The organism is Paraflavitalea soli, from assembly GCF_003555545.1.
GTDB classification, from domain to species: domain Bacteria; phylum Bacteroidota; class Bacteroidia; order Chitinophagales; family Chitinophagaceae; genus Paraflavitalea; species Paraflavitalea soli.
The window spans coordinates 4,132,745-4,157,918 of sequence record NZ_CP032157.1 but is presented as its reverse complement, the minus strand read 5'-3'; the positions used below and the strand labels follow the sequence as shown (position 1 = coordinate 4,157,918).

Genomic DNA, 25,174 nt, shown 5'->3' with positions numbered 1-25,174 from the left:
GCAGTAAACAAGAGGTTTGTAAAAAAAACGATCCACGAATGAAGTCTATTCTCGTAGCCCTCGCGCTATTTATCCTGGTACCTGTCCTGACCCTCGCACAGGAAAAAAAGGCAGCCTATGACAGTTTAACCGATCGCGTACTTTCAATACAAGGGATGCAGGAAGACCTCCGGTACATGCGCCATGTAATGGAAGCAGTACATCCCGGCCTGTATCGTTACACGCCAAAGCCTGTTATGGACCAACGGCTGGATAGCTTCTATACCCAGCTCACCGGCGATTTACCTTATTACGATTATTATCGCCTGCTTTCCGCTCTTGTGGCAGGCGTACGTTGCGCTCATACCGCTATTACACCCGGTCCGGATTGGGGATCCCATTTCACGAAAAATACCTCTATGTTCCCCTTCACCGTACATGGTATCCACGACAAACTCTATGTTACGCTCAACCTCACGCGGGATACGACCATCAAACCCGGCTATGAGATTTTGACCATTAATGGCCAGCCCATTAAGGAGATTGTTCAATTCATATTCAACCATTCCTGGAGCGATGGTTACAACACCACCAACAAACAACAGCGGCTCAATAGCGGCTCCTTCGGCATGTTGTATTACACACTCATCGCCCGCCCCGATAGCTTTGTGGTGACCTGCAAAGACCTTTCCGGCAATGAACGGAAGGCAAAATATCCGGCCCTCACCTTTCAGGCCAGTATGGCCAACCTCCGCCAAAATCCTGTGAATAAAGAGATCATTCGCCTGTATGTGGATCGGAAACGGAAAGACCTGGACCTGGATATAAAAAAAGATATCAATACTGCCGTCCTTAATGTTCGCACCTTTGGAGGAAAAGCGGCTGGCGACATTGGCAGCTTTCTGCCAAAAGCCATGAAGGAGTTGCAAAAAAAGAAGATCGGCCACCTCGTCATTGACCTGCGCAGCAATCCCGGTGGGTGGGACAGTGCAGGTGTCATCCTCTTTACCTACCTTATCAATAAACCCTCCCGCTATTATATCCGCCAACATACAATTACCGATACCTCACAATACCTTAGCCTCAGTGATCTCTCACCCGAAGAGATCAAAAATGCAGCTAATGAATTGATAGCGGAGAAAGATGGCACCTTTTCACTCAAAGCGGCCGCCGCTGCTGGCCTTTCCCTGCAGCAACCCAAGCTCAATCACTACACCGGAAAAGTATACTTCCTCATGAATGGTGCCAGTGCTTCCACTACTTCCGAACTCTTAGCCGCTGCCCATGCCAACCAACTGGGTACCTTCATTGGCGAAGAAGCCGGGGGTAGTTATGAAGGGGGTAATGGTGGTTCTTTTATCGGCCTGGTATTGCCCCATAGCAAGATCAAAATAAGCATCCCCCTCGTATATTATGATAACATGACAAGGCCACCATTTAAAAAGGGGAGGGGACTGATGCCCGACCATGATGTGCCAGATAATCTGGATAATATACTCAAAGGCATTGACACACAAAAGCAATTTGCATTCGATCTCATCAGGCGCAATCCTTAGGCCGACCCCGGTACTTTACTGAATAAAATACACCTCCGCGATCTTGCCATTTTTGATCTTATAAATGGCGATCGCTTTCATCGGTTCTTTACTGCCCAGCCAGGTCACACTTTCATGGTCGATCACCGTGTCCCCTTGCACAATACGGTTTACCACCTGACAGTGAAGGTCCTTGGTCCTTTCAAACATACCACTGTATTGTTTGCGCATCGCTTCCTTTCCTTGTAATACAGGCGTATTGGGAAAGCCATAAATGCGTACACTATCACTATAAGGCTCCAGGAAGGCGTCAATATTCCTTGCATTGTAGGCATTCAGTTGCTGCTGCGCCAATATCTCCGGCGTTACCGGCAGCAATTGTTGTGCTTGCATGAGCGATCCCCGGTGGATAATTGTATTGATCTGGCTCAGGATAGTAATATCCTGCAAAGGATCTTTGTCCAGTAACAGCAGGTCGGCGATCTTTCCTTTCTCAATACTCCCATAATCCTTGTCTTTACCAAAGCCTTTGGCTGCATTGATCGTGGCGGCCCGGATGATCTCGGCATTGCTCAACCCTGCCTGCTTCATTACCAGCAATTCATCATAATAAGAAGAAGCATGGTGCGTACCAATATTGCCCGCATCTGTACCCGTTACCACCAATACACCGGCATCCTGTGCCAGTTTCAGGTTGATGAGTATGGTGCTGTCTTCTTTATCCGGTACCCTTAGCGCATTCCGCATTTTCTTATAGTCGAAGACCTGCTGACTCTTATCCAGGTGCTGAAGGTCCATTTGAGTTCCTAGCATAAAGGGGTCGGCATACCGGAAGTCGTGCCCTGTGAAGTTGAATTGCTGGGTGAAAGTGCGGTTATAGTTCTGCGCCACCAGCACCGTGGGTATGTATACCGTTTGTTTGCTTTTCAGCAATTGCAGCATGTCATTGTCCAGTACTTTATCATCCACACTGTGCACCAATATATCTGCACCTGCAGTCACCGCCAGTTTGGCCGTTTCATATTGCGTGGCATGTACCGCTACCTTCAATCCATTGGCATGGCTTTCCTCGATCGCAGCCTGTACAATGGGTAAGGTCGTTTCCGCCTTTTGACCAGGCAATACGATATACCATATCTTGATGAAATCTGGTTTCAGGGGGACCTGCTTTTTCACCAGCGCCCTCGCTTCTTCTGCGCTGGTCACCTTCACAATGGGCGGGTCTTTTTTATCCAGGTTGGGCGGCAGGTAGGTCGATACAAGCGGCCCGGTTACAAAGGCCGTCGGAGCAGTAAGACGAGCATTCACCGAATCGCGGATCGTGTAGTTGCTCATAGGGCCGCCCACATCGATCACCGTGGTGATGCCGCAGGCCAGGTAACGCGCCATCAGTCCATAAAGATTATCCTTCACCCATTGCTGGTCCTTCTCATAGGGAAATACCTTGTTAAGGTTCACCCCATCGGGCCTGGTGTACAAACCACCACTCTGGAAAAAGTGAATATGTGCATCCGTCATCCCAGGCATGATGTATTTGCCGGTACCGTCAATTACCGTGGCATTGACCAGTGGCTTGATCTTTTTAGAAGGGCCATAAGCCGTTATCCGGCCATCCTCGATCACAATAGTTTGATCGGCCTCCGCTTTTCCCGTCACCACATTGACTACATTCACTTTGCTGATCACAATAGGCCCCGAAAGCTTTTCTATTTTCCCTGTACCGGGATTGGTCTGTGCAAAAGAGGCAAGAGCAAGGCTTATAGTTAAGGGTAATAAAAGGCGGGATTTTCTCATGGAGCGGTTACTTTTAGTAAGTTTAAAGTTAATATAAATTGTCCCACAACCGCCAGGCGGCCATAGTCCTCCATTAGTATCCAATTGTGGAGCTTTGTTACACCGGCGCAGGCTGCCCGGCAGGTTAATTTAAAAAAATAGCGGGAATCCTGTAAGTTTTCAGCCCTTATTGCGATTAACTATTCAAATGGCATTATTGGAAGCAGAGTTTGTTGCCCTCATAAACCGGCATATCGGCATGATCTACAAGGTCTGTAACATCTATTGCCAGGATCCCGAAGACAGGAGGGACCTATTCCAGGAGATCGTGCTGCAATTGTGGAAAGGCTATGGCAGTTTCCGGCAGGAGGCGCAGTTTTCCACCTGGCTGTACCGGGTGGCTCTGAATACCGCCATATCCAATTTCAGGAAGGCCGTCAAAAGCCCCCACAAGGTATCCCTCGCCGAAGCGGGCATTGATATTCCCGACCCGGCTTCCCTGGGTGGGGATGATGAAAAAGTAAAGCACTTGTACAAGGCCATCGAACAATTATCCGCCATAGAAAAAGCCATGATCCTGCTGCACCTCGATGGATGTACCTACAATGAGATAGCGGCCATTGCCGGTATCAGCAACAACAATGTGGGCGTAAAGCTCAACAGGATCAAAAGTAAACTGGAAAAAATACTAACAGTATATGCAAACGAATTTTGAAGAACTACAGATGGCCTGGAAAGCCCTCGATGCAAAATGGGTCGCCCAAAAAACACTGAGTGAGCAACTCGTGCTGTCCATGATCAGCGAACGGTCGGGCTCCACATTGACAGCCATGAGTCGCAAGAACCTCGCCCTGGCAGCCCTCTTCCTGTTCTATACCTTCTTTTTTGCCGCCTGCATCGCTGGCAATGCTTTTGATTATGAACAGCCGGTGTTTTACATTCCTTTGTTTATACAGGGCATTACCTGCTTCACATTTGCCGTCTTGCTATGGAAGGTTTACAGGAATATCAGCAACGTACAACTTAGCCGCGACAACCTCGCTACCAGCCTCCGCAAAGTGATCCATGTAAATGACCAGCATTTGGTAATGAGCAGAAAGGTATGGTGGTGTTATTTTATCGCCGGTATCACTTTCCCTTTCACTTTCTTACCCAGGGTTATTGAACATCGGGGCCTGGCAGAAGGGTTGAGCCTTACAGTCATCCCCGTAGTGATCATTGCTGCACTCGTACTGCTGGCAAAAAAGCTACAACTCTTCAGGGACAGCAAGAATGACCTGTTGAAAAAGAACCTGCAGGAGCTCGAAAGCTACCTGGTTGAATTGGAGCAATAGCTCTACAGCTTTTCAAACTCCACCCGCCTGTTATTGGCTTTGGCTGCCGGGGTAGTAGCTTTATCTACAGGAGCACTTTCACCCTTGCCGTCCGTTTCCAGGCGTTCCACATCAATACCAAATTCCGTGGCCAGCGCTTTCTTTACAGCCGCTGCCCGCTGCTTCGACAGGTTGAGGTTATAAGCGGCCTCTCCATCACTGTCCGTATGCCCTGTGATCTTTACTTTCAGCGCGGCATTGTCCTTTAATACCCCGGCTATTTCTTTCAGTACGCCATAAGATTCAGGTTTGATGCGGTCACTGTTCACGTCAAATAAGATACCCGTGGTCGTGAATTTTCCTTCTGTCAGCAGTTTGTTGCGCATATCCGGGGCGCCCACGGCCAGCCTGATATTGGAAATAAAATATTGATCAGGTTCTGTGCGGGCAGTAGAGAGCGAGAGTACGAAGGCATTATAACCAGTAGCTGTAAGACCCTTGGCTACGTCAACTACTTTCTGCTCGTTGAAGTAGATCCGTACCCGCTGTTTCTGCCGCCAGATCGACACTTTCATAAAGTTCTTTGTCTTGCCATGGAACTGCGAAGTTTCCTGGTCCTGCAGGCGTGATATGGACTCCCCATTCACATCTGCGTCATAACCTGTTTTGCCCGTCTGCCCGTTGGGCGAATTGGGCAGCACCCAGGTAGTGAAACCTGTGCGCCCTCCCGATCCCTGCATATACCGCGTATATTGCTCCGGCGTTTTTAAAGCTGCTATAGCAAAAGTAAAAGGTGATGACAGGTAGCGGAAGTCAGGGTTACAACCCAGGTCAAATTCAAGGGTGAAATTATCCGGCAGCGTAGGGATGAACTCCGGCATATAGACCCCCGTTTTGGAGAGCGCCAGCCATTGCCCGGGATGCCCTTCCAGGGTTACGATCTCCCCACCCGCATTGGTATTCCATTTGGCCGGGAAATCGCCTTTGGCATCCTGCGAAAAATCTTCCCAGGCGATCACCTTGTCGCCTGGTATAAAGTCAAAGGCACTGTATACTTTCAGTTCACCGGCTGCCGGTGCGGCAGCAGTGCTGGCAGCAGCCGTTTTATCGGAAGTGGCTGGTGCTGGCTTCTTGCCCTTACCATCCAGGGCGCTGTCCATTACCTTACCCGATTCCTTCACTACTTTATTTTCTACTTTATCTTTTGCCAGGTTCTTGAGCTTATTCAATAATTGCCCTTGTGCGGAACCTGCTATCAACAACACGCCTGCTGCAATAATGTATTTCATGTTTTACATTTAGAGGGGGATAAATATTTTGATCGTTAACCCCACAAAATTAGCAGGCCCCTTATCCGCTATAGCCCGGAAAGCTACCAGTGCACCAATATGCAGACGAAGGGTTGGTAACATGATTGGCAGAACTATGTTGTATCTCGTCGGATTATAGCGTCGTCCGTCGGCCTGCCCCGTCGATGCGCCGGTAATAGCTGCCACTCATCGAAGCTAAACTCCATTTCGTCGGATAACCCGCCTCCTGAACGGCCAGGATATACTAATTTTATTGAATGAGCAGCATTGCCAGGGCAAACCTATTGTCGAAGCGCGTCCTCTGGACGATCACAGTGAGAGAAATATCGTTGTGGCTGTTATTCAACATTATTTACGGCATCCTTTTTTACATAGCCCTCCAAACCATCAGTAATGGTAAAAAGCATTTCGGCATTTATATATGGCTCCTGTTGGATGTATTTATACATATTTTCATACAGATATTGTTGACCATTCCGCTCTGGTGGTTGTTCTTTAAGAAACTAAATAAGAGGCCCCTGCCGGTGGTGCTGGGTGCCCACCTGGTGGTGCTCTCACTATTCCTGCTTTTCCGTGGATGGAGTGAAGAAGTGATCTGCCGGTTGACCTTTAAGGATTACGGCAATTTTTTCTATTGGCATGCTTACTACCTGCCCTTCTTATTTTACATTATCCAGTTCTCTATTTTCCATGCGTACAATTTCTGGTTAAAAAGCCAGCGCCAGTTGGAAAAAGAAAAGGAATTGCTTTCCCTGGCTTATCAAAGCGAGGTGAACGCTCTGAAAGCCCAGATACAACCTCATTTTTTGTTCAATACCCTCAATTCAATCAGTGCTACCGTACCACCGGAAATGGAAGCTACCCGGGTATTGATAGCCCGGCTGGCCGACACTTTCCGCTATGCCTTGCGCAGCTCACAAAAGCATGAAGTGACTTTGGGAGAAGAACTCGATTTCATACGCACCTGGATCGAACTGGAAATGCACCGTTTTAAATCCAGGCTCAAAGTGGAATACAATACAGATGAATCCGTTCTCCAATTATTAATACCGCCCATGCTGCTGCAACCCCTGGTGGAAAATGCGGTGAAGCATGGCATCGGTGGCAGCATCAGCGGCGGCACCATCAAGATCTCCTGCATCCGCGAGGGCCGTCATGCCAAGATCGTTATCAGTGATACCGGCGTAGGCTTTAAAGGCGATCTGCAGCAATTGGAGCGCACAGAAGGTATCGGGTTAAAGAATACCCGGCAACGCCTGCTGCGGCTGTACAATGAAGAGCTCTTTGTGGAAGCCAATTCTCCTTCGGGACTAACTTCGTATTTTTACATTCCGTTATAACGCTTATGGCAAAGAAAGTATTAATCATTGATGATGAAGATGCAGCACGCCTGGTGATACGCCAGTACCTCGGTGCTTTTGAAGAGTTGCAGATCATTGGCGAATGCAGTCATGGCCAGGAAGCCGTAACCGCTATTAACCGGCTGGAGCCGGACCTCGTATTCCTCGATGTGCAGATGCCAGGTCTGAGTGGTTTCCAGGTGATCCAGCAGATCGTACATGTACCCCAGATCATCTTTACCACTGCTTACGATCAATATGCCCTCAAAGCTTTCGACTCCAATGCCATTGATTACCTCCTCAAGCCCTATACCCTCGAACGCTTCAGGCAGGCCGTATCCAAAGTGTTGCTAAGGCCTGGTGCTGCCGCCATGGAAGCAGTTAAAAACCTGGTAGACCAGGCTGGCAGCAATGCCACCACCTATTCAGAAAGGATTCTGGTGGAGAGCGGTAATAAAATGACCAATATTCAAACCACTGATATCATTTACCTGGAGGCAGAACGCGATTATACCCGCCTGCATACCGAAAAGAAAAACTACCTCAGCAACTATGGCATAGGGGTGATCGTGCAACGCCTCGATCCCCGTTATTTCATACGCATTCACCGCTCCTATATTGTCAACATCAGCCACATTAAAGAAGTATACCGCGAAGACAATGGTATACTGGTAGTTACCTCCAACAATGTCTCTTTAAAGGTGAGCCGTAGCTATACAGACGACTTACGCCGCTTAATGTACTAAACCTCCGACGAACCACCCTATTTACCGATGAAATGCTATTGCTCATTTCGTCGATCTTGATCCCCATTGGTAGTTTCAGCCTGCCTGGCGTTTCCTCACCAGCCTACTTTTGTATTCGCAATCCTGCCAGACGAAAAAATGACAGAGGGTGGTAATTTTTTGCTGGCTGGCGGGGTTGCTTTTTTCTTTCTCCTTCCTAAAAAAGTACAGCTATGAACAGGAAAATTATTTTACCCGCCGTGATGTTGGTGTTGACCAGTATGCTGGCAACAGTGATAGAGGCTACAGCTAAGATGGGACATAACAACAAAATCGGCGTGATGGCTAAGTGGAAGTTAGTACCCATGGTACATGCTTCAGAAGTGGTACTCAATGACGATCCAACAAACGAGGAACCGGTATTGCAAGGTCAGGCGTCTATGCTCAACCTGCATGCCTTGAAGGCTATCAACGGTATCGTCAAAGAATTTCCTGACGATCATTCAACTTCTTTTCAGGGTACCAGATGATAAACTAAAGTTCGTTAAAAGGGTAGAGGCCGCCACCGTTTTCGGGGCGGTTTCTTTTTTCCAATTATTCATACATTTGGTCTACATCAAATGGCAGCGTAGATGTTACCACCTCCTGTGCAAAATACTACTGTACCCAATAAATGGATGGTATTGGGTACAGTAGCCTTTGGTTCCTTCATGGCCACCCTCGATAGCAGCATCGTTAATATAGCGCTGCCTACTATACGCAGGGAACTGAATACCGGCGACAATGTGGAATGGATCGTGCTCAGCTACCTGCTCGTTACTACCAGTACCCTCCTCATCATGGGCCGTCTCTCCGATATGTTTGGCCGGAAAAGGGTATACATGACAGGCTTTGGTGTTTTTATCCTGGGCTCTTTTCTGTGTGGCATTTCCTGGTCTTTATGGTCATTGGTTGTCTTCCGCCTGGTACAGGGATTAGGTGCTTCTATGATCTTTGCGATTGGTCCCGCCATTATCGGCGATGCTTTTTCACAACAGGAACGGGGTAAGGCATTGGGCTTACTGGGCACCGCCGTAGCGGCAGGCAGCACTACTGGTCCTGTAGCAGGCGGTTTATTGTTGCAGCACTTTGGATGGGAGAGTATCTTCTTTGTGAATGTGCCGATTGGCCTCATTGCTATCTGGAGAGCTTCCGTAGTATTACCGGCGAGTGCAGTGGCCGGCAGCAAGGGATTTGATATTCCCGGCGCTTTATTGTTCCTGGTAGGTGTCACCAGCTTGCTTACCGGTGTTGACTTCGGTGCATCCCCCGATCATGGTTGGGCACATCCAACAGTTATGTTCCTGATAGCGGCAGGTATCTTGTTGTTGGGCTGTTTTTTTTATTGGGAAAAGAGATACCCTGCCCCTTTGCTCCAATTGAAATTATTCCGGATCAAGCCACTCACCGCAGCCCTCGCTGCCACCGGACTGGCCTTTATTGCCAATGGTTCCAACCTCTATGTATTGCCTTTCTTCCTGCAACAGCTGCTGAGGCTTAGCCCGCAAAATGCGGGGTTTATTATGCTTGCCGGCCCCCTCACATTAAGCATTGCAGCACCGATTGGAGGATACCTGTCCGATAAAATGGGCGCACGATGGATCGCCAGTGCGGGTCTTCTTCTCATGGCCACCGGGCATTTCCTCCTTTCCTTCCTCCATGATCAATGGACCTGGCACGATGCCACCTGGCGTATTGCTCTCATGAGCCTGGGGTTCGGGTTTTTTCAATCACCCAACAGCAGCAGCGCACTCAATTCAGCACCCGTAGCAGAGCGGGGAATAGCCAGCAGCCTCATTGCCTTCATGCGCAACCTGGGCCTCGTATTTGGCATATCATTGGGCGCTACGGTCTGGTATGCTACACGGAATAGCTACTCCATGCACCACCTCGTGTCCCCTGAAAGTATAGCTGCGCAGATCGATGGCATGCAAATGGCCTATCGTGTTACTGCCGGACTTATTTTAATTACTGTTTTCATTTCCCTGTCGCGGGGCAGCAACCTCCTAAAACAATAAAAGGGGGCGTCCCGCATAGTAGCCGGGACAACCCACCTTTTTCTCATGTGACTTTGATAACCAAGAGGTGGATCGACTTTGAAAGACGCCTCACCTTCTTCACAATAGCTCCTGTTTATTTGGCCAGTTTGGCTGCTTCTGCAGGAGACACAGGAGCAGGTACCCGGTTTTTCACGGGGGGTAATGATTGCAAATAAGTATACACCGCTTTCAGGTCTTCATCCGTCATCTGACGTACCATTTGCCAGGGCATGGGCGGTAAAATATCACGGCCACCTTCCTGTCCCAGGTGTTTGCCTGTACGCAATGTTTTCACAAAGGTCTCTTCACTCCAGGCGCCCGTACCCGTGGCAGAATCTGGTGTAAGGTTGGCGGCATAACTAATGCCCCAGGGGCCTACGGCAGCAGTAACATCTCCCGCAAATAATAACCAGCCTCCTGGTGTCAGGGCCTTCGCATCTATAGGGGGTAACGGACTTCCCGCCGGGTGACCAGATAATAAACGTTCTTCATCCAGCGAAGGACCTTCCGGACCAAATTTCTTGGGCGAGTGACAATCATGACAAGCCCCGATCGTGGTCAGGTATTTTCCACGTGCTATCAGGTCCCCCTTCGTAGGGCCTGCATCTTTCAATACCTGCGTTGCATTTTTTTCTGCCTGTGTGGTACAGCTTGCCTGGAAAAGCACGGCAGTGCCAGTCAGCAAGCCAAGGATGCCCGTAAGCACCAGCTTCTTTTTCATTTCGTTTTTATTTAAAGTCCAATAAAATTCCCTGCTCCAGGTGGGATGTTACCTGCAGTATAGGTGATGAGACAGCCTTTTACGGCCTGGCAATAGCACAGGATCAATACAGGATGTTAATAGCGGTCAGAGACCGTGGGGATGAAGGAGCAACAAATGTACTTCGGGTTAAAAGCCTGCCCAATGGCGGTTTGTATGAATTGTAGTTCCGGCAACATGAATTGGGGTGATCAAAAAAAGGGACTTTAACGGCCTGGTCCTGCTTTGCCCACCATATACATGATCCAGCAAATGGCAGCCGTTATCAATAGTACTACCACCCATTTGTATTTGTCCCAGGAGGCGCGGCGTTTTCTTTGCTGTACCGCTGCTGCCACCTCGCTGATCATCGATTCGTCCTGCCCGGCCAGTTTCACCAGCAGCGAGGCAATGGGTTGGAGGTAGGAGAGGGGCAGCGGTTCTGCTGCTTTTAACAAAGCCTTGTTCACAGCACGCTTGGTGCCGGTATCATCAAATTGTTGCAGGATGCCTATATTATTATCACTCAGCAACTGGCGGATATGATAGCTCAACCCATCATAATCCACCTGGAAGATATTCATCGATACCACATACTGCTTCAGCCGTTCACATTCGGCCAGTATGCCGGCGGGTGTGAGCGCGCGTTCTGTAAAAGCTTCCCCAACACTGCGGTTGTACCAGCGTTTGTAATTGTATTCTTCCCGTTGCTTCGGGTCCGAAAGCACTTCCCAGGCCTCCTGCACCTCCCTGAAAAGTGCGGCCGACAGGTGGTCATCATTGTTCTTGTCGGGATGGTATTTCAATGCCAGCCGGCGGAAAGATCGCTTGATCTCCTGTGGGGTGGCCAGCGGCGTCACTTCCAGCGTCTTATAGTAGTCTTTTAGCTGCATATATAACCACGCGAAAATACTGCGTATTTGTCTTACAGAATGAGACAACAAAAACCTAAGTTTGCCGTTCTAAAAAACGGATTATACCCCATTCTCAAAACGCTATGAAAACCACAGCCCCCTATCTTTTTGCCAGGAATATTTCTGTAGTAGCTTCCATGCTGTTTGCAGTTAGCTGCCAGTCCGTACCCGATACCAATGTAGCCATTGCCGCGCCGCCGGCTGCCACCAGGGCCGCTGCTCCTGTTGCTGAAACGAAACCAGCTACGGTAACACCTGTTACTCCTGTTAAGGTGGACGCTGCTACTGTAATGGCCCGCAAGGAAGTGCCTATTCTTTGTTATCACCAGATCCGCGAATGGCGCGAAACAGATTCTAAAACAGCCCAGAACTATATCGTACCCGTGCAGACTTTCCGCGACCAGTTACAAATGCTGGCCGATAGTGGTTACCATACCATCCTGCCCGATCAGTTATACGCTTACCTCACTACAGGCGCGGCATTGCCATCGAAACCGATCATGCTCACTTTTGACGATACCGACCTGGAACAATTTACCGTAGCCAAACCTGAAATGGATAAGCATGGCTTTAAAGGTGTATTCTTTGTCATGACCGTTTCCCTGGGAAGGCCCCGCTATATGAGTAAGGAACAGGTAAAAGAACTGTCCGATGCAGGTAACACCATCGGGTCGCACACCTGGGATCACCACAATGTGAAGCAATACCAGGGACAGGATTGGGTTACACAGATCGAGAAGCCGTCCAAACAACTGGAAGCCATTACCGGTAAACCGATCAGTTATTTTGCATATCCTTTTGGCTTATGGAATCCACAGGCCATCCCGCAATTAAAGCAACGCGGCATGATCGCGGCTTTTCAATTGTCGGGCAAGCGTGATGTAAATGATCCCCTGCATACCATCAGGCGCATCATTGTACCCGGTGCCTGGAAACCCGCTACCTTATCATCCTGGATAAAAAAGAGCTTTTAAAACTGCTATAAAAAAGTAATACGGTTCATCCCCTGATTCATTCGGTTTATTCTTTCTGATTGACTGTTTATAACGTTCGACCTTTTTACCGCAAAGCGGTTCTCTACATTTGTCGGCCGTAGAAGGCTACGATATTTCTCAACCGATAAAGTGTAGAATCATGAAGGTATTAGTTGTAGAGGGAGAAAAGCGCGTTGTCAGGAAACTGGAACGGGCTTTGAAGAGGATAGATCAATCCATTCATATCATTGGCACCGTTCCGGCTATCTTTGCCTCTGCCCACTGGCTGGAACAGCATGGTGTTCCCGATATTATCCTGATGAGTGAAGACGCTGTAAAAGAATACCAGGTGGTTGATCTCTCACAGGGTAAAATGAATGCCACCGTCATCTTCACTGTACAGTCTGATCAATTTACTTTTTACGCTTTTCGCATCGGTCACCTGGAACACCTGTTGCCGGCGGCTTTTATGAACCGTTACCTGGAAGAAGCTTACACTGAGATATTACCACCCACACAAACTACTACTACTACCCTGCAAGGCATGACTACTGCCTGGAGAACCCGCTTCCTCGTGAAGCAAGGGCAGAAATTTGCTTCTGTTGAAACCGCCGCCATCGCTTACTTTTTTTCTGAAGGACGCTTTATCTTCTTTAAAACATTCGATGGGCAGAAATACCTGGTAGAGTATACCCTCGAAGAACTGGAAACCATGCTTGATCCCCAACTCTTTTTCCGCATTAACCGTTCCTTACTTATCGCTTTTAAATGCGTGGAACAGATACATCCTTATTTTGGTAACCGCCTGAAATTATTCCTCGATCCCACTATGGAAAAAGATATCCTCGTGAGCCGGGAAAAGGTCAATGAGTTCAAAAAGTGGCTGGGGCAGTAGGCCATATGTCGGGCTGAGCCTGTCGAAGCCTCACTACTCAATTTATTCAACTCGCACTCCCAATTGTTCAGCTTACACGGTTTTGCTTTCAGGCACAAGGGGCAAAAGGTATTTTGGCAGGGAACCTGATTACCCTGTAGAAAACCCTCAAACCCCTCAACCCATGCGTGCCCTTGCTATGCTATTCATCCTTGCATTCCTGCAACTAGTATGTCATTCATCCTTTAGCCAGTGTAAAACAGCGCCTCCCCTGGAAGCCTGCCTCGGCACAGAAGCCACTGTCAGTGACAATGAGATATTATTGAACGGTACCAAAAAATGGTATTATGGCCCAACAGCTACTTTCAGCCAGCTCACCATGCGTGGCGGTACCCTCATTGTTTGTACCGACCTTACCATCAATGTGCTCAATATTGATTCCGGTACCATTGTCATACGGCCCGGCGCTAAATTAACCGCCGGTGGTGGCGGAGGCGGTATGATATGGAGAGGCGGCTGCGCCATATACAACCATGGAAGGCTGGAGATCACTTCCAATCTTTCTTTCGAAGGGCCTTATGCTACTGCCGCAAGACCCAATATACTCATGAATGTAACTACCACTTCTTCCAGCAGGGCCTTTAACTATCTCGTGATCAATAATCCTTTTTCTTTCTTCGTCAACAATGGATTGGCTGAAGTACATGGTATCATTACCGACAACAATGCAGTGGCCGGCAGTGTATGCCTGGGGCACACCAGCCAGCTCAAACAAACCGTGCTCATCAATAAAGTGAAGGATACCTATGTTGCTCCTGATGGGTATGCCTGTGTGTCCGTATACCAGCTATCTCAGTTTGCCGATACGTTGACCGATCATCCCTATGTATTGGTCTGTCTTAGTGCCAGCCATTCCTCCGTTACCGGGGGATCTAATAAGCCCAATGCCTGGGGAGCCGCCAATGTTTTCCAGAATTGCAATTCCTGTGCAGAGATGACTTTATTACCTGTTCAAAATGCCAGTACCAAGCCATATACGCCTCCGGTGGTGCAGGCAGCAAACCTCACCATATATCCCAATCCCTTCGCAGATATCGTACGGATAAGCTGGGAAAACGGTAAAAAACCTCGTTCTGTCATGATCTGCGAAAGTACCGGCCGCATAGTTTATTGTAGGGACCTGGAACAGGAGCGCGCGGGTGTCTTAACAGTTTCGCTGGCTACCACCCTGGCCGCGGGTAATTATTTTGTGAAGATCACCTATCCCGGAGCAGTAATTGTACGTAAGATCATTAAAGCTGCCCGCTGATCATTACGGGCCAGCCTGGAATAAGTATAAGTGACTGTGAAATAGTGTGTTGCAGGCTTTTGGCAACCTTGGAGGGCGTTCCGAAATGTTGCTGTGGAAGCTACCCGTGCAACGAAAACCGATCAATGGTTGTCTTAATAGCCTACAGGAAATTCCGTATGCTAAAAAGCGCAATCTTTTCCTATTATTGTAGTCAAATAGCTGTCCTGTAAATAGTTGATCTGGTGATCAGTGAACCCAATTATTAAGATAAAAAACATTAAAACAGTGCAAAAAAGTAAGGCTAATATTTTATTATGGTGTGTGGTTGCTGTAGTGGGTATGTCCATAACAGGTTGTTTGAAGGCTACTGATCCCCAGCCGCAGCCGGCTAAGGCCTATATCTCCATCATGCAATTGGCTACCCAGCCACCTGCATTTTCGACAGATATCTATTTCAATACTACTAAAGTAACCAGCAATGCTTTTGGCGCAGGTGGTGTATCACAAGCCTATTCCGCCGTTGACAAAGGCGCTTTCTCTGTTTCTTTCAAGAAAGCCGGCGGCGACAGTGTAATGGCCAGTATACCACTATCCCAATACGATTCACTCGGTTTTTATACCATCATTATGTATAACAACCAGGGAACACCTGCTACTGCAGAAGCTATGCTGGTAGAAGACGATTTCTCCGATCTTACCCTGGACAAACCTTATTTCCGTTTCTTTCATGCAAGTCCCTCCGTATCTGCGCTTGGTCCTGTAGACGTGTATATCGATAACAACAAGGTATTCACCCAGCGTGTATTGGCAGATAATGAGTTCAGCGGCTTTTATAACCAATTCCAGCCTGCCACAACCGGTTCCCACATCTTTTCCGTCAAACTGAGCAGCAACGATAGCCTCATCGCCAAAACGGCTACTGATGTGAACCTGATCTCCGGCAATGCTTATACCATTTACCTGGCAGGCAATACCGGCGGCACCGGAGTCAACGCATTGACAGTGGGTGCCCTGAGAGCAGCCAATTAATCATACAATATGAACTTCTTTCCATAAACAAAGAGGATGTATTCTACCGGAATACATCCTCTTTGTTTATCGACCTGACAGAGTTTAATTTCCGATTAAAATCTTATGATTCATCGTAGACCTGCCTGCAAATGCTGAATTACCCTGTTGCAATACTTCAGCTACATATCGCTCACAAAGTAAATGAGGGTCATACCGGTTAAACTCCGCTGCCAGTTTTTTCACCTGCTGCTGGTAGTGCTCGTTCGACAATACTTCTTCCACACTTTCTTTCACTTTGGCAGGCGTAGGCTTTTCTGTTTTCATATCCACACCCAGCTTGAAGTAGCCCACCCTCGCATTGATCTCCAGTTTGCCTTCATGAATACCTCCTACCACCAGTGGCAGCAGGTGCTGAATACCCAATAATACCCCGCCGTATCCGCCATTCGTTACATACACATCGGCATACGGCATCACATCATCAAAGGGAATAAAATCTTCAATGAGGATGTTTTCGGCAGGAAATCGCTTCCTTAGTTCCGCCGTTTGTGATCCTCCTGTAGTAGCGATCACCAGGTGTTTTGTATGCTGGAATGCCTCCAGCGTAGGTACAATGATCTTTTCAGGATCTTTTTCTACAGTACCCTGCGTTACGAGGATCACTTTATCATACTGTTCCAGTTTGGGATGATACCAGCGTCCGTGCTTTTGAGGCGCCTGGTAGGGCAGTAAGGGGCCCATAAACCGGATATTGCTGCCGAGGTCACTCCGTTCAAATTCAAAACCGGGCGTGCCGCTTTGCAACAGCAGGGTGGCTTTACGCGTAAGCGTATCAAATACATTGGAAGTGCCGGGATCTATATCATGTGTCCGGAATAGGGAGCGCATCACTTTATTGGATTTGCGGAAGATAATATTGTCGGCGATAAAGCGCATCATATCCTGTTTACGCCTGCCCAGGAAACCCGTATTGGGTGTAAGGCCAAGCCCGGCAGGCCCCAGGTCGCGCGAGGCTTCCATTAAAGGAACGATGCCGATACCAAGCACCGGAATACCCATCTTCTCTTTCACAAACGGAATGGCTGAAAAGGTAATATCAGCGATCAGCAGGTCGAAGGGAAATGTTTGATGGATATCCTGGATGTCTTCATAATACTCTGTTGAGCGCAGGATGAAAACATTGATCAGGTCAAAGTTCAGGCGGCTCACCTGGCTTTTGTATTGCTCACGTTGCGGGAATATTTCTTCAATACTGCCCCCGCTGATGTCGAGCGCTCTTACAAAAGGATAGTGGGGGATGCCCAGCTTATTGATCTTCTGTTCATACGTGTTGGAGGTATACCACCTTACATCATAGCCAATGCTTTTCAAATGCATGGCCAGCCCGGTAAGCGGGTTGAAATGTCCGTCCGCAGGTACACAGGCAAACAGGATCTTTTTCCCATTGCCATTTTCTGTGTAACCGTAATACTTATTATTTTCCATGATAACCGGTTTAATATTGATTGCGACAACAATATTAAAAACCAGCAATCATGTTTCCGGTGGCTGCCTGCATGAACTGGCCTATCTGTATTCCCAGTTGACGAAAGCGCCGGTGGAATTACCCGGCAGTCACCCGGCTGAGGCCTTATTTTTCGTCATCTTCATTCTCTTCATCCACGCTGTAGGCATTGTTTTCTTCATCCTCCTCTCCGATAGCTTCATCAGCATCATCGTCCTCACTGCCCGGCACGTCAAGATCAGTGCCGCTATAAGCATTCCTGAATCCCTTTTCATTCAGCGGGTCTCCTTCCTCATCCGTGCTGTCAAGCGCTGTAGCCCGGATGATCTTGTCATCTTCATCTGAGTTATAATCTGCCGCTGCGGCTAATAAAGCGGCTTCTTCCTGCGATACATTCGAACCCCTGTCTGCCTGGATATCTTCATCTTCCGGATCGTCCAGGATACTGCCGCCTTCTTCGTCATCTGATGAGGCGGTAACATCCCCAAACTCGCGCATGCGGGGTACATGAATATGTTCCTGGCCAGGAATATCTTTTACTTCGGGAAGATCGAGCGTAGCTTCATCACCCTGCAGTTTAGCCTCCTCTTCCGGTGGATCTGTAAGGTCGGCGGAAGGCATGGCCTGGGGCCTGGCTGGTTGGGCGCGCTCTTGTTTTGCAGAGCTGGTTTTGGCGCCGGGCGTTGTTTTTTTCATACTGCTGCTTTTACAACAGGTGGGCTAAAATCTTGTGCCAAAGCCGGATTGGCAGCCTGGCTGCCAGCCAATGCACCGGGCTGTACATTGTACACAAAGGGACAGCCCCCAATTACCTCACTGTGAGGATGATATTAACCAGTATTTAGCAGGTATTTTTTTACGAAGTGATCGGTTAATTTCTTTTTTATTTATCTTTGGAAAGATCGAATGAAATTGCAGCGATATTTTCTTCTCCGTCAACATTGAGCGCCTGCCATATTTAAAGCTTCCCGATTTTTTGCCAAACGTATTGCTCCCGTGTCCCCTTAACTGAAAACTATGTGTCAGTGTTTTCCCTGTACACAGTATAAATCTGTTCAGTATTACGTCAATCTATAAAATCTAATGGCATGAAAAAGCTTCAATACAATTACCTTCCAGCTGACAGTACCAGCACAGGTAAGAGCACCAAAGGCAAAACACAGGCAAAAGCACCAGCAAAGAAAACCACACCAGCTCCTCACGACGAGGAAACGATTAGCCGTCTCAACGCAATTGCCCGTGAATATCCATTTTGTGTGCAATTCAAGCAATCAGGTATTTCATTATTATAAATAGCGCTAGCCGGATACCGTATACATGGTGCTGGTAACAGCACTATTTATACTGACCGGAAGTAACGAGGTCAACACCCGCAACAGGCAACTTGTGCCAGATCAAAACCAACTGCTACATGAGAAGAGGCCGGCTCAAAACTTTTGAGCCGGCCTTTTTCATTCTTTACCTTTGCCGGTCATTAAATATCGGCAGGATCTCATACCTGCTGTAAGCGGAAATTGTTATGAAAAGAATGATCATTGTAGCCCTGGTGCTCCTGGTGTGTGGTTATGCGGATGCACAGTTTAATGATTCCACCCATTACCATCTAAAATATACTACTGCAGGTATTATCAACCGGACCAATGATGCCCGGTCGTTTGTATTGAACAATGTGCTCGGCTTCCAGGTCAATAAAGAAAAGCTCACCATCAATAGCAGCAATGCCTGGGTGTATGGGCGGCAGGGGAGCAGGCTTACCAACAATGATTTTTCCACTGCCCTCAATATCGATTACCTCAAAAACCGGCAGCGGCTCTATTATTGGGGCCTGGTCACTTTTACCACCAGCTATTCCCTCAAGATCAACCACCAGTTGCAGGGAGGCGCCGGTATAGGATATAATTTCTTCAACAAGGAACAGGCCGAGCTGGTGGTCAGTGATGGTCTGCTGTACGAAACCAGCGATCTTACCCTGCCCCAGGGCGTTGATGATCGCTACCAAACCGTACGCAATTCACTGCGTATAAAATACAGGTGGGCCATCAATAACCTGGTCCTGTTGGAAGGCGTGCATTTCTGGCAACCTTCTCTGGCCCGATTCGATGATTACATTATCCGCTCGAATTCAGCCCTTTCCATCAAGCTTAGGAAATGGCTCAGCCTTACCACATCCCTTACCTTCAATAAGCTGAGCCGCACCAACCGCGAGAATCTATTGGTCAACTTTGGCCTGAGCGCCGAAAAGTACTTTTAAGCAGCCTTCCTAGAGTTTAGCAGGCCTGATCCTTCTCTTTAGATAGCCCCATCCTGGGGTCATCTTAGGGTCATCCTAGGGTTTTCTTAGGGTAATGGTAGGGATAAAACCTTAGGAAAAGCTTACAATAACCCTAAGATATACCTAGGATAGATGGAAGTTACGACTACCTTTAGACCACCTACATCGAAGGCAAATAAAAAGGCTGTCTTCAGTTGAAGACAGCCTCTTACGTATGTAATTATTTGAAAGTCAATAAATCTACTGCGCTTCCACTTCAGCATAGGAGCTTACCGGCTCACAGGTGCAGATCAGGTTCCTGTCGCCATGCGTATTGTTCACACGGGCTACAGAAGGCCAGAACTTGTTGCTGCGGATATAAGGCAGCGGGAAGGCAGCCTGCTGGCGGGTATAGCCATGTTTCCACTCATCGGCGGTGATCACAAACTGCGTATGCGGTGCATTCTTCAGCGCATTGTCTTTCTTATCGGCCTTTCCTTCTTCAATAGCGCGGATCTCTTCGCGGATGCTCAGGAGGGCATCACAGAAGCGGTCCAACTCGGCTTTGTTCTCACTTTCTGTAGGCTCGATCATAATAGTACCCGGTACAGGGAAGCTCAGGGTGGGAGCGTGGAAACCGTAGTCCATCAAACGCTTAGCCACATCTTCCGCTTCTATTTCAGCCGATTTTTTGAAAGGACGCAGGTCTACAATGAATTCATGTGCACACTGGCCATTGTGGTTGGTGTACAGGATCTCATATTCTTCCTGCAACCTCGCGCGCATATAATTCGCATTCAGGATGGCATATTCAGTAGACAATTTGGTGCCTTCCTGGCCCAACATACGGATATAGCCGTAGCTGATGAGCAGGATGGAAGCAGAACCATAGGGAGCGGCAGAAACAGCGTTCTTGCCTCCCAAAGAAACGTGACCAGGCAGGTAAGGAGCCAGGTGTTGTTTAACACAAATGGGGCCCATGCCGGGACCACCGCCACCGTGCGGGATAGCAAATGTTTTGTGCAGGTTGAGGTGACAAACATCGGCGCCAATGAGGCCCGGCGCTGTTAATCCAACCTGTGCATTCATATTGGCGCCATCCATATATACCTGGCCGCCATGCTGGTGAATGATATCGGTAATTTCTTTTACTGTTTCTTCATATACACCATAGGTACTGGGATAGGTGATCATGATGCCTGCCAGTTCCTTGCTGTATTGAGCAGCTTTGGCCTTGAGGTCATCTACATCTATATAGCCATTTTCCAGTGCCTTCACTACCACCACCTTCATGCCCGCCATTACGGCGCTGGCAGGATTGGTACCGTGCGCGCTGATGGGGATCAGCATCACATTACGGTGACTTTCACCACGGCTTGCAAAATAGTCCCTGATCACCAGCAGACCGGCGTATTCGCCTTGTGCACCACTGTTGGGCTGCAGGCTGCAGGCATCAAAAGCAGTGATCTGGCAAAGGTATTCGCTCAGTTCAGTGATGATCTGTTGGTATCCTTCTGTTTGACTGGCTGGTGCAAACGGGTGTATCTTACTCCAATGCGCCCAGCTTAAAGGGATCATTTCACTGGCTGCATTCAGCTTCATGGTGCAGGAACCCAGGGAGATCATGGAGGTATTAAGCGAAAGGTCTTTATTTTCCAGTTGCTTGATATAACGCATCATCTCAGTTTCACTGTGGTGCGTATTGAACACAGGATGCGTTAAGAAAGGAGAGGTCCTTGTCAGGCCCGTAGGCAGGTGGTACAAACCGGCATCTTCACTTACACTGAAGCCGGCTACAGTATGTTCATTGGGCTGGTCCAGCAACAGCAGGATATCCAGCACATCGCTCAGCGTGGTGCTTTCATCGAGGGAGATGCCTACCAGATTCTTATTGTAATAACGGAAATTGATGCCTGCTTCATCAGCCTTAGCTTGTATGGCAGCTGCATCGTCTACTTTGAACACTACGGTGTCGAAGAAATTGTCGTGCAGTACTTCGTATCCTTCTGCCTGCAGTTCTTCTGCCAGGGCATTGGCCAGTACAGTTACCCGCTTGGCAATGTCCTTCAGTCCGGCGGGACCATGGTACACGGCATACATGGCAGCCATATTGGCCAGCAATGCCTGTGCCGTACAGATATTGGAAGTTGCTTTCTCGCGTTTGATATGCTGTTCACGGGTTTGCAAGGCCATACGCAGTGCGCGGTCGCCCTGGGCATCGATGCTCACACCAATGATACGACCGGGGATATTGCGTTTGAATTCGTCCTTGGCAGCAAAGAAAGCTGCATGCGGACCGCCAAAGCCCAGGGGTACACCAAAGCGTTGGGCAGAGCCGCAAGCTACATCAGCACCCAGTTCGCCGGGAGGTGTTAAGAGCGTCAGTGCCAGCAGGTCGGTGGTCATCACCACAAAAGCGTCTGCCTCATGTACCCTGGCAATAAAGCTGCGGTAATCTTCAATCGACCCTTTATCGTTGGGGTATTGCACCAGCGCACCAAAATAGCTCTTGTCTATGGTGGCCGTTTTGTAATCGCCAAATACTACTTCGATACCTACAGGAACAGCCCGGGTAACCAGCACGTCTTTGGTTTGCGGGAAGGTCTCATTGTCTACAAAGAATTTGGCGCGCTCAATATGATCATGATCCCTGTTCAGCGTGTTGAAGAACATGGTCATGGCCTCAGCGGCGGCGGTAGCTTCATCCAGCAGGGAAGCATTGGTAAGCGGCAGACCGGTTAAGTCGGCTACCATCGTCTGGAAGTTCAGCAGGCTTTCCAGGCGGCCTTGTGATATCTCGGCCTGGTAAGGTGTATACTGTGTATACCAGCCTGGATTCTCAAATACGTTGCGGAGGATAACACTCGGCACGATGTTATCATAATACCCCTGACCAATATAGTTCTTGTAAGTCTTATTCTTCAGTGAGATATCTTTCAACAGCTGAAGGTATTCATGCTCACTGATGGCCGCCGGAATATTCAGCGCCTTACTCATGCGGATGGCAGGCGGTACTGTTTTATTGACGAGTGCTTCCAGGCTCGGCTCACCGATGGCCTTCAGCATTTGCCTCGTTTCAGATTCATGGGGCCCGATATGGCGATGGATAAACTCGGAGTTTTGCTTTTCAAACAGACTCATATATAGTATTAATTTCTAATTTTAAAGCAGGAGAGCCACCGTGTAAAGTTGGAGGTGCAGGAAAAAGACTACCCCGGAATCGACCTTAAACCTTATGGTAACCCTTCTAAAAGGCTGCAAAGTTACTACGATTAATCCAGACGAACAGGTGTTTGTGCAACCCGGTGCATTAAATGGGGAAAACCGTTGATAAGCAAGGAGGTATTAGGGTTTAGGTATTAGCTGTTAGCCATTTGCCACCAATGTGGGTCTGAGTAGTGCTGCTAAAAGCTAACGGCTAAAAGCCAGCAGCTATTTACTGGCTTTCACCGCCACAGGCTCTTCTTGCAGGTCGGTACTCATTTTTCCGTCTTCCACTTCCCGCATTTGTTCACTGGTAAGCCGGCTGCCATCATGGCTCCAGCCGGGAGGGCCGAAGATGTATCCCCATTTCTCTTTCCAGCCAATATCAGTGCGGGCCACATCCTTGAAGATGTTTTGCCATTCATGAAAGACCACCGTTACAGGCGTTTCCTTCTCAATATTGGTAGTAAGACCATATTTGATGGGCTGGTATTCTTCAGCCGGCAGTTCCGGCTGGAAAGTGCCAAACAGCTTGTCCCAGATGATCAGGAACATGCCCATGTTCTTGTCGAGGTATTTGGCATTGGATGCATGGTGTACCCGGTGGTGGGAGGGCGTCACCAGTACATGTTCCAGCCAGCCCATTTTGCGGATCAGTTCTGTATGTACGAATATGCCCCATATCTGGGTGGCAGAATAGACAAATGCTATATCGATCGGCGAAAAGCCCATCAATGCCAGCGGTATAAAATAGATAAAGCGGTACAAAGGCTGGAACACAGAAGAACGGAAACCTACCGTAAAGTTCATGTGTTCTGAAGAGTGGTGGGTAACATGCACCGCCCAGAAAAAGCGTATCTCGTGATCAAAACGGTGTAACCAGTAATACAGGAAATCTTCCAGCAGCACCAGCATAAACCAGTAAACTACTACATGACTGAATGAAAAAATATTATGCCGGTAAAAATAATCCAGTATCAACAGGTAGGCGCCCCTGAATAAAAGGTCGATCGTACCATTCATAAGCATCAGGTAACAGTTGATGCCCGTATCCTTCCAGGTATAGTTTTTACGGTGGCGCCAGTTGCTCAATAATACTTCCAGCCCAATGATGATAAGATACACCGGCGTACTGATAAGGATGAGTATTTGTTCCCGTAATGAATCCATGCGGGGACAAAAGTAAGCAACTGATGCTAAATGAATTGTCAAAAGTTAGTGACGCATTCTTCTTATCGTGTAAGCCGCCGGATAACATGGCGCCCCATTAAAACAGGCAGGGGCTACATGTTTGCTTTCTTTTATACGTTGCGGGTTATTGATCAGGTGCCCGTGTACAGCCCTGTAGACCTGTTGCCTTCCCCTTAATGCGGTGCTGGTTGTCTTTTTGCCATCATGACGCCAGCCGGGAGGCCCCAGTACATATAATAACTTCTGTTTCCAGGTAATACCGGGGTGTTGCAGGTCTTTGCGGATAGCAGCCCATTCGTGAAAGATGATCACCGGCAGGCTGTCATTTTGAGGTGGAGTAGTGAGCCCATACCGGATAGGTTCGTATTGCGAGGCGGGTAATTCTTCCTGGAAAGTGCCAAATAACCGGTCCCAAAAGATAAATATAGAGCCCATATTACGGTCCAGGTATTTCTCATTGGAGGCATGGTGAACGCGGTGGTGCGAAGGGGTTACCAGTACGTATTCCAGCCATCCCAGTTTCCTGATCTTTTCCGTATGCGTTAAAATGGCCCATATCTCTGTACAGGAATATACCAGCAATATATCCACAGGCTGAAACCCACACAGCGCCACCGGTATAAAAAAAGCAAACCGATACAAAGGCTCCAGTACACCGGCCCGGAAACCTACGGTAAAATTGAAGTGTGTGGAAGAATGGTGGTTTACATGTACGGCCCAGAATAGCCTGCAGGAATGGCTCAGGCGGTGCAGCCAGTAATGCATCATATCAACCAGCAGCAACAAGGCCAGCCAGTAAAAAAAGGAATGCCCCCATGTTAAAAAACTATAATGAAAGAAAAAGGCAAGAATGGCAAAACTGACTCCCCGCATCAGAAGGTCTACTGCGCCGGAAAAAATGCTGAGACAAAAGTTCTGGATCGTATCGCGACGGCTATAGCTATGTGTATGATGAACATTACTTAAAAGGATCTCAGCCCCTATAATGAAGGCGTACAATGGCGTACTGATCAACACCAGTAATTGCTGATGAAGTGTTCCCATGCTGCTCCCCCTTCAAAAAAAGTACCATGCAATCCTGCAGGTGTTCAGTAACTTGCAGGGGTAAATAATTCTAATCTGATTCTAATATTGTTTTAATCTCCATACGCCCCGCTAAGCGGCTCTG

General features: G+C 48.3%; 22 protein-coding genes. 13 read left to right on the top strand and 9 right to left on the bottom strand.

From position 1 onward, the window contains the following. Positions 1–38: 38 nt before the first annotated feature. The gene (locus D3H65_RS15405) at positions 39–1,535 is read left to right on the top strand and encodes a S41 family peptidase (RefSeq protein WP_162915652.1); all 1,497 of its coding nucleotides are present in this window, start codon (positions 39–41) and stop codon (positions 1,533–1,535) included. Positions 1,536–1,550: 15 nt separating this feature from the next. Here the strand turns inward: D3H65_RS15405 and D3H65_RS15400 are convergent, their stop codons facing one another. Further along, on the bottom strand, positions 1,551–3,308 hold the full coding sequence (locus tag D3H65_RS15400) for an amidohydrolase family protein (protein ID WP_119051165.1): 1,758 nt from the start codon (positions 3,306–3,308) through the stop codon (positions 1,551–1,553). Between the two features lie 187 nt (positions 3,309–3,495). Between D3H65_RS15400 and D3H65_RS15395 the strand changes: the two genes are divergently transcribed. Both D3H65_RS15395 and D3H65_RS15390 read left to right on the top strand, forming a co-directional pair. After that, a complete protein-coding gene (locus D3H65_RS15395) occupies positions 3,496–4,002 on the top strand; it encodes an RNA polymerase sigma factor (RefSeq protein WP_119051164.1) in 507 nt (168 codons plus the stop codon). Next, positions 3,986–4,621 carry a hypothetical protein gene (locus D3H65_RS15390; RefSeq protein WP_119051163.1) on the top strand — a complete coding sequence of 212 codons (636 nt, stop codon included), beginning with the start codon at positions 3,986–3,988 and terminating at the stop codon, positions 4,619–4,621. The genes D3H65_RS15395 and D3H65_RS15390 overlap by 17 nt, the downstream gene beginning before the upstream one ends. Before the next feature lie 2 nt (positions 4,622–4,623). On the opposite strand, the gene D3H65_RS15385 is transcribed toward D3H65_RS15390, so the two are convergent. After that, positions 4,624–5,889: an OmpA family protein gene (locus D3H65_RS15385; protein ID WP_119051162.1), complete on the bottom strand. Its 1,266-nt coding sequence runs from the start codon at positions 5,887–5,889 to the stop codon at positions 4,624–4,626. 278 nt (positions 5,890–6,167) lie between these two features. Between D3H65_RS15385 and D3H65_RS15380 the strand changes: the two genes are divergently transcribed. The 4 genes from D3H65_RS15380 (at position 6,168) to D3H65_RS15365 (ending at position 10,032) form a co-directional block, all read left to right on the top strand. Then, on the top strand, positions 6,168–7,250 hold the full coding sequence (locus D3H65_RS15380; protein WP_119051161.1) for a sensor histidine kinase: 1,083 nt from the start codon (positions 6,168–6,170) through the stop codon (positions 7,248–7,250). A gap of 5 nt (positions 7,251–7,255) precedes the next feature. Next, a complete protein-coding gene (locus tag D3H65_RS15375) occupies positions 7,256–7,996 on the top strand; it encodes a LytR/AlgR family response regulator transcription factor (RefSeq protein ID WP_119051160.1) in 741 nt (246 codons plus the stop codon). Positions 7,997–8,208: 212 nt separating this feature from the next. Then, positions 8,209–8,505 (top strand): hypothetical protein, encoded by a 297-nt coding sequence (locus D3H65_RS15370; protein WP_119051159.1) that lies wholly within the window; start codon positions 8,209–8,211, stop codon positions 8,503–8,505. A 102-nt stretch (positions 8,506–8,607) separates the two neighbouring features. Beyond that, entirely contained in the window at positions 8,608–10,032 is a 1,425-nt protein-coding gene (locus D3H65_RS15365; protein ID WP_211345692.1) for an MFS transporter, read from the top strand. 115 nt (positions 10,033–10,147) lie between these two features. Here D3H65_RS15365 and D3H65_RS15360 read toward each other — a convergent pair whose 3' ends face one another. Then, positions 10,148–10,774, bottom strand: coding sequence for a c-type cytochrome (locus tag D3H65_RS15360; protein ID WP_119051158.1), 627 nt, complete (start codon positions 10,772–10,774; stop codon positions 10,148–10,150). Between the two features lie 245 nt (positions 10,775–11,019). Next, positions 11,020–11,685: a J domain-containing protein gene (locus tag D3H65_RS15355; protein ID WP_119051157.1), complete on the bottom strand. Its 666-nt coding sequence runs from the start codon at positions 11,683–11,685 to the stop codon at positions 11,020–11,022. A gap of 104 nt (positions 11,686–11,789) precedes the next feature. On the opposite strand from D3H65_RS15355, the gene D3H65_RS15350 reads away from it, so the two are divergent. The 4 genes from D3H65_RS15350 to D3H65_RS15335 all read left to right on the top strand — a co-directional run bounded on the left by D3H65_RS15350 (position 11,790) and on the right by D3H65_RS15335 (position 15,874). Beyond that, a complete protein-coding gene (locus D3H65_RS15350; protein ID WP_211345691.1) occupies positions 11,790–12,680 on the top strand; it encodes a polysaccharide deacetylase family protein in 891 nt (296 codons plus the stop codon). A 160-nt stretch (positions 12,681–12,840) separates the two neighbouring features. Then, the gene (locus D3H65_RS15345) at positions 12,841–13,575 is read left to right on the top strand and encodes a LytR/AlgR family response regulator transcription factor (RefSeq protein ID WP_119051156.1); all 735 of its coding nucleotides are present in this window, start codon (positions 12,841–12,843) and stop codon (positions 13,573–13,575) included. Between the two features lie 163 nt (positions 13,576–13,738). Further along, positions 13,739–14,863, top strand: a complete 1,125-nt coding sequence (locus tag D3H65_RS15340) for a T9SS type A sorting domain-containing protein (protein ID WP_162915651.1) — start codon at positions 13,739–13,741, stop codon at positions 14,861–14,863. Positions 14,864–15,130: 267 nt separating this feature from the next. Beyond that, positions 15,131–15,874, top strand: coding sequence for a DUF4397 domain-containing protein (locus D3H65_RS15335; protein WP_119051154.1), 744 nt, complete (start codon positions 15,131–15,133; stop codon positions 15,872–15,874). Between the two features lie 84 nt (positions 15,875–15,958). On the opposite strand, the gene D3H65_RS15330 is transcribed toward D3H65_RS15335, so the two are convergent. Continuing rightward, positions 15,959–17,341, bottom strand: coding sequence for a glycosyltransferase (locus D3H65_RS15330; RefSeq protein ID WP_211345690.1), 1,383 nt, complete (start codon positions 17,339–17,341; stop codon positions 15,959–15,961). Positions 17,342–17,486: 145 nt separating this feature from the next. Then, the gene (locus tag D3H65_RS15325) at positions 17,487–18,056 is read right to left on the bottom strand and encodes a hypothetical protein (RefSeq protein WP_119051153.1); all 570 of its coding nucleotides are present in this window, start codon (positions 18,054–18,056) and stop codon (positions 17,487–17,489) included. 392 nt (positions 18,057–18,448) lie between these two features. Between D3H65_RS15325 and D3H65_RS15320 the strand changes: the two genes are divergently transcribed. Both D3H65_RS15320 and D3H65_RS15315 read left to right on the top strand, forming a co-directional pair. Then, positions 18,449–18,652, top strand: coding sequence for a hypothetical protein (locus D3H65_RS15320; RefSeq protein ID WP_119051152.1), 204 nt, complete (start codon positions 18,449–18,451; stop codon positions 18,650–18,652). Positions 18,653–18,879: 227 nt separating this feature from the next. Next, the gene (locus D3H65_RS15315; protein ID WP_119051151.1) at positions 18,880–19,611 is read left to right on the top strand and encodes a DUF481 domain-containing protein; all 732 of its coding nucleotides are present in this window, start codon (positions 18,880–18,882) and stop codon (positions 19,609–19,611) included. A gap of 261 nt (positions 19,612–19,872) precedes the next feature. Here the strand turns inward: D3H65_RS15315 and gcvP are convergent, their stop codons facing one another. From gcvP to D3H65_RS15300, 3 genes are all read right to left on the bottom strand, one after another. Continuing rightward, positions 19,873–22,752, bottom strand: coding sequence for an aminomethyl-transferring glycine dehydrogenase (gene gcvP, locus D3H65_RS15310; protein ID WP_119051150.1), 2,880 nt, complete (start codon positions 22,750–22,752; stop codon positions 19,873–19,875). Between the two features lie 291 nt (positions 22,753–23,043). Continuing rightward, entirely contained in the window at positions 23,044–23,985 is a 942-nt protein-coding gene (locus tag D3H65_RS15305) for a sterol desaturase family protein (protein ID WP_119051149.1), read from the bottom strand. 45 nt (positions 23,986–24,030) lie between these two features. Next, positions 24,031–25,050 carry a sterol desaturase family protein gene (locus tag D3H65_RS15300; protein WP_119051148.1) on the bottom strand — a complete coding sequence of 340 codons (1,020 nt, stop codon included), beginning with the start codon at positions 25,048–25,050 and terminating at the stop codon, positions 24,031–24,033. Positions 25,051–25,174 lie beyond the last annotated feature (124 nt).

Bases quoted from the DNA above. Each gene is read 5' to 3' on its own strand.
- D3H65_RS15405 (WP_162915652.1), top strand. From the start codon at position 39: ATGAAGTCTATTCTCGTAGCCCTCGCGCTATTTATCCTGGTACCTGTC.
- D3H65_RS15400 (WP_119051165.1), bottom strand. From the start codon at position 3,308: ATGAGAAAATCCCGCCTTTTATTACCCTTAACTATAAGCCTTGCTCTT.
- D3H65_RS15395 (WP_119051164.1), top strand. From the start codon at position 3,496: ATGGCATTATTGGAAGCAGAGTTTGTTGCCCTCATAAACCGGCATATC.
- D3H65_RS15390 (WP_119051163.1), top strand. From the start codon at position 3,986: ATGCAAACGAATTTTGAAGAACTACAGATGGCCTGGAAAGCCCTCGAT.
- D3H65_RS15385 (WP_119051162.1), bottom strand. From the start codon at position 5,889: ATGAAATACATTATTGCAGCAGGCGTGTTGTTGATAGCAGGTTCCGCA.
- D3H65_RS15380 (WP_119051161.1), top strand. From the start codon at position 6,168: ATGAGCAGCATTGCCAGGGCAAACCTATTGTCGAAGCGCGTCCTCTGG.
- D3H65_RS15375 (WP_119051160.1), top strand. From the start codon at position 7,256: ATGGCAAAGAAAGTATTAATCATTGATGATGAAGATGCAGCACGCCTG.
- D3H65_RS15370 (WP_119051159.1), top strand. From the start codon at position 8,209: ATGAACAGGAAAATTATTTTACCCGCCGTGATGTTGGTGTTGACCAGT.
- D3H65_RS15365 (WP_211345692.1), top strand. From the start codon at position 8,608: ATGTTACCACCTCCTGTGCAAAATACTACTGTACCCAATAAATGGATG.
- D3H65_RS15360 (WP_119051158.1), bottom strand. From the start codon at position 10,774: ATGAAAAAGAAGCTGGTGCTTACGGGCATCCTTGGCTTGCTGACTGGC.
- D3H65_RS15355 (WP_119051157.1), bottom strand. From the start codon at position 11,685: ATGCAGCTAAAAGACTACTATAAGACGCTGGAAGTGACGCCGCTGGCC.
- D3H65_RS15350 (WP_211345691.1), top strand. From the start codon at position 11,790: ATGAAAACCACAGCCCCCTATCTTTTTGCCAGGAATATTTCTGTAGTA.
- D3H65_RS15345 (WP_119051156.1), top strand. From the start codon at position 12,841: ATGAAGGTATTAGTTGTAGAGGGAGAAAAGCGCGTTGTCAGGAAACTG.
- D3H65_RS15340 (WP_162915651.1), top strand. From the start codon at position 13,739: ATGCGTGCCCTTGCTATGCTATTCATCCTTGCATTCCTGCAACTAGTA.
- D3H65_RS15330 (WP_211345690.1), bottom strand. From the start codon at position 17,341: ATGGAAAATAATAAGTATTACGGTTACACAGAAAATGGCAATGGGAAA.
- D3H65_RS15325 (WP_119051153.1), bottom strand. From the start codon at position 18,056: ATGAAAAAAACAACGCCCGGCGCCAAAACCAGCTCTGCAAAACAAGAG.
- D3H65_RS15320 (WP_119051152.1), top strand. From the start codon at position 18,449: ATGAAAAAGCTTCAATACAATTACCTTCCAGCTGACAGTACCAGCACA.
- D3H65_RS15315 (WP_119051151.1), top strand. From the start codon at position 18,880: ATGAAAAGAATGATCATTGTAGCCCTGGTGCTCCTGGTGTGTGGTTAT.
- gcvP (WP_119051150.1), bottom strand. From the start codon at position 22,752: ATGAGTCTGTTTGAAAAGCAAAACTCCGAGTTTATCCATCGCCATATC.
- D3H65_RS15305 (WP_119051149.1), bottom strand. From the start codon at position 23,985: ATGGATTCATTACGGGAACAAATACTCATCCTTATCAGTACGCCGGTG.
- D3H65_RS15300 (WP_119051148.1), bottom strand. From the start codon at position 25,050: ATGGGAACACTTCATCAGCAATTACTGGTGTTGATCAGTACGCCATTG.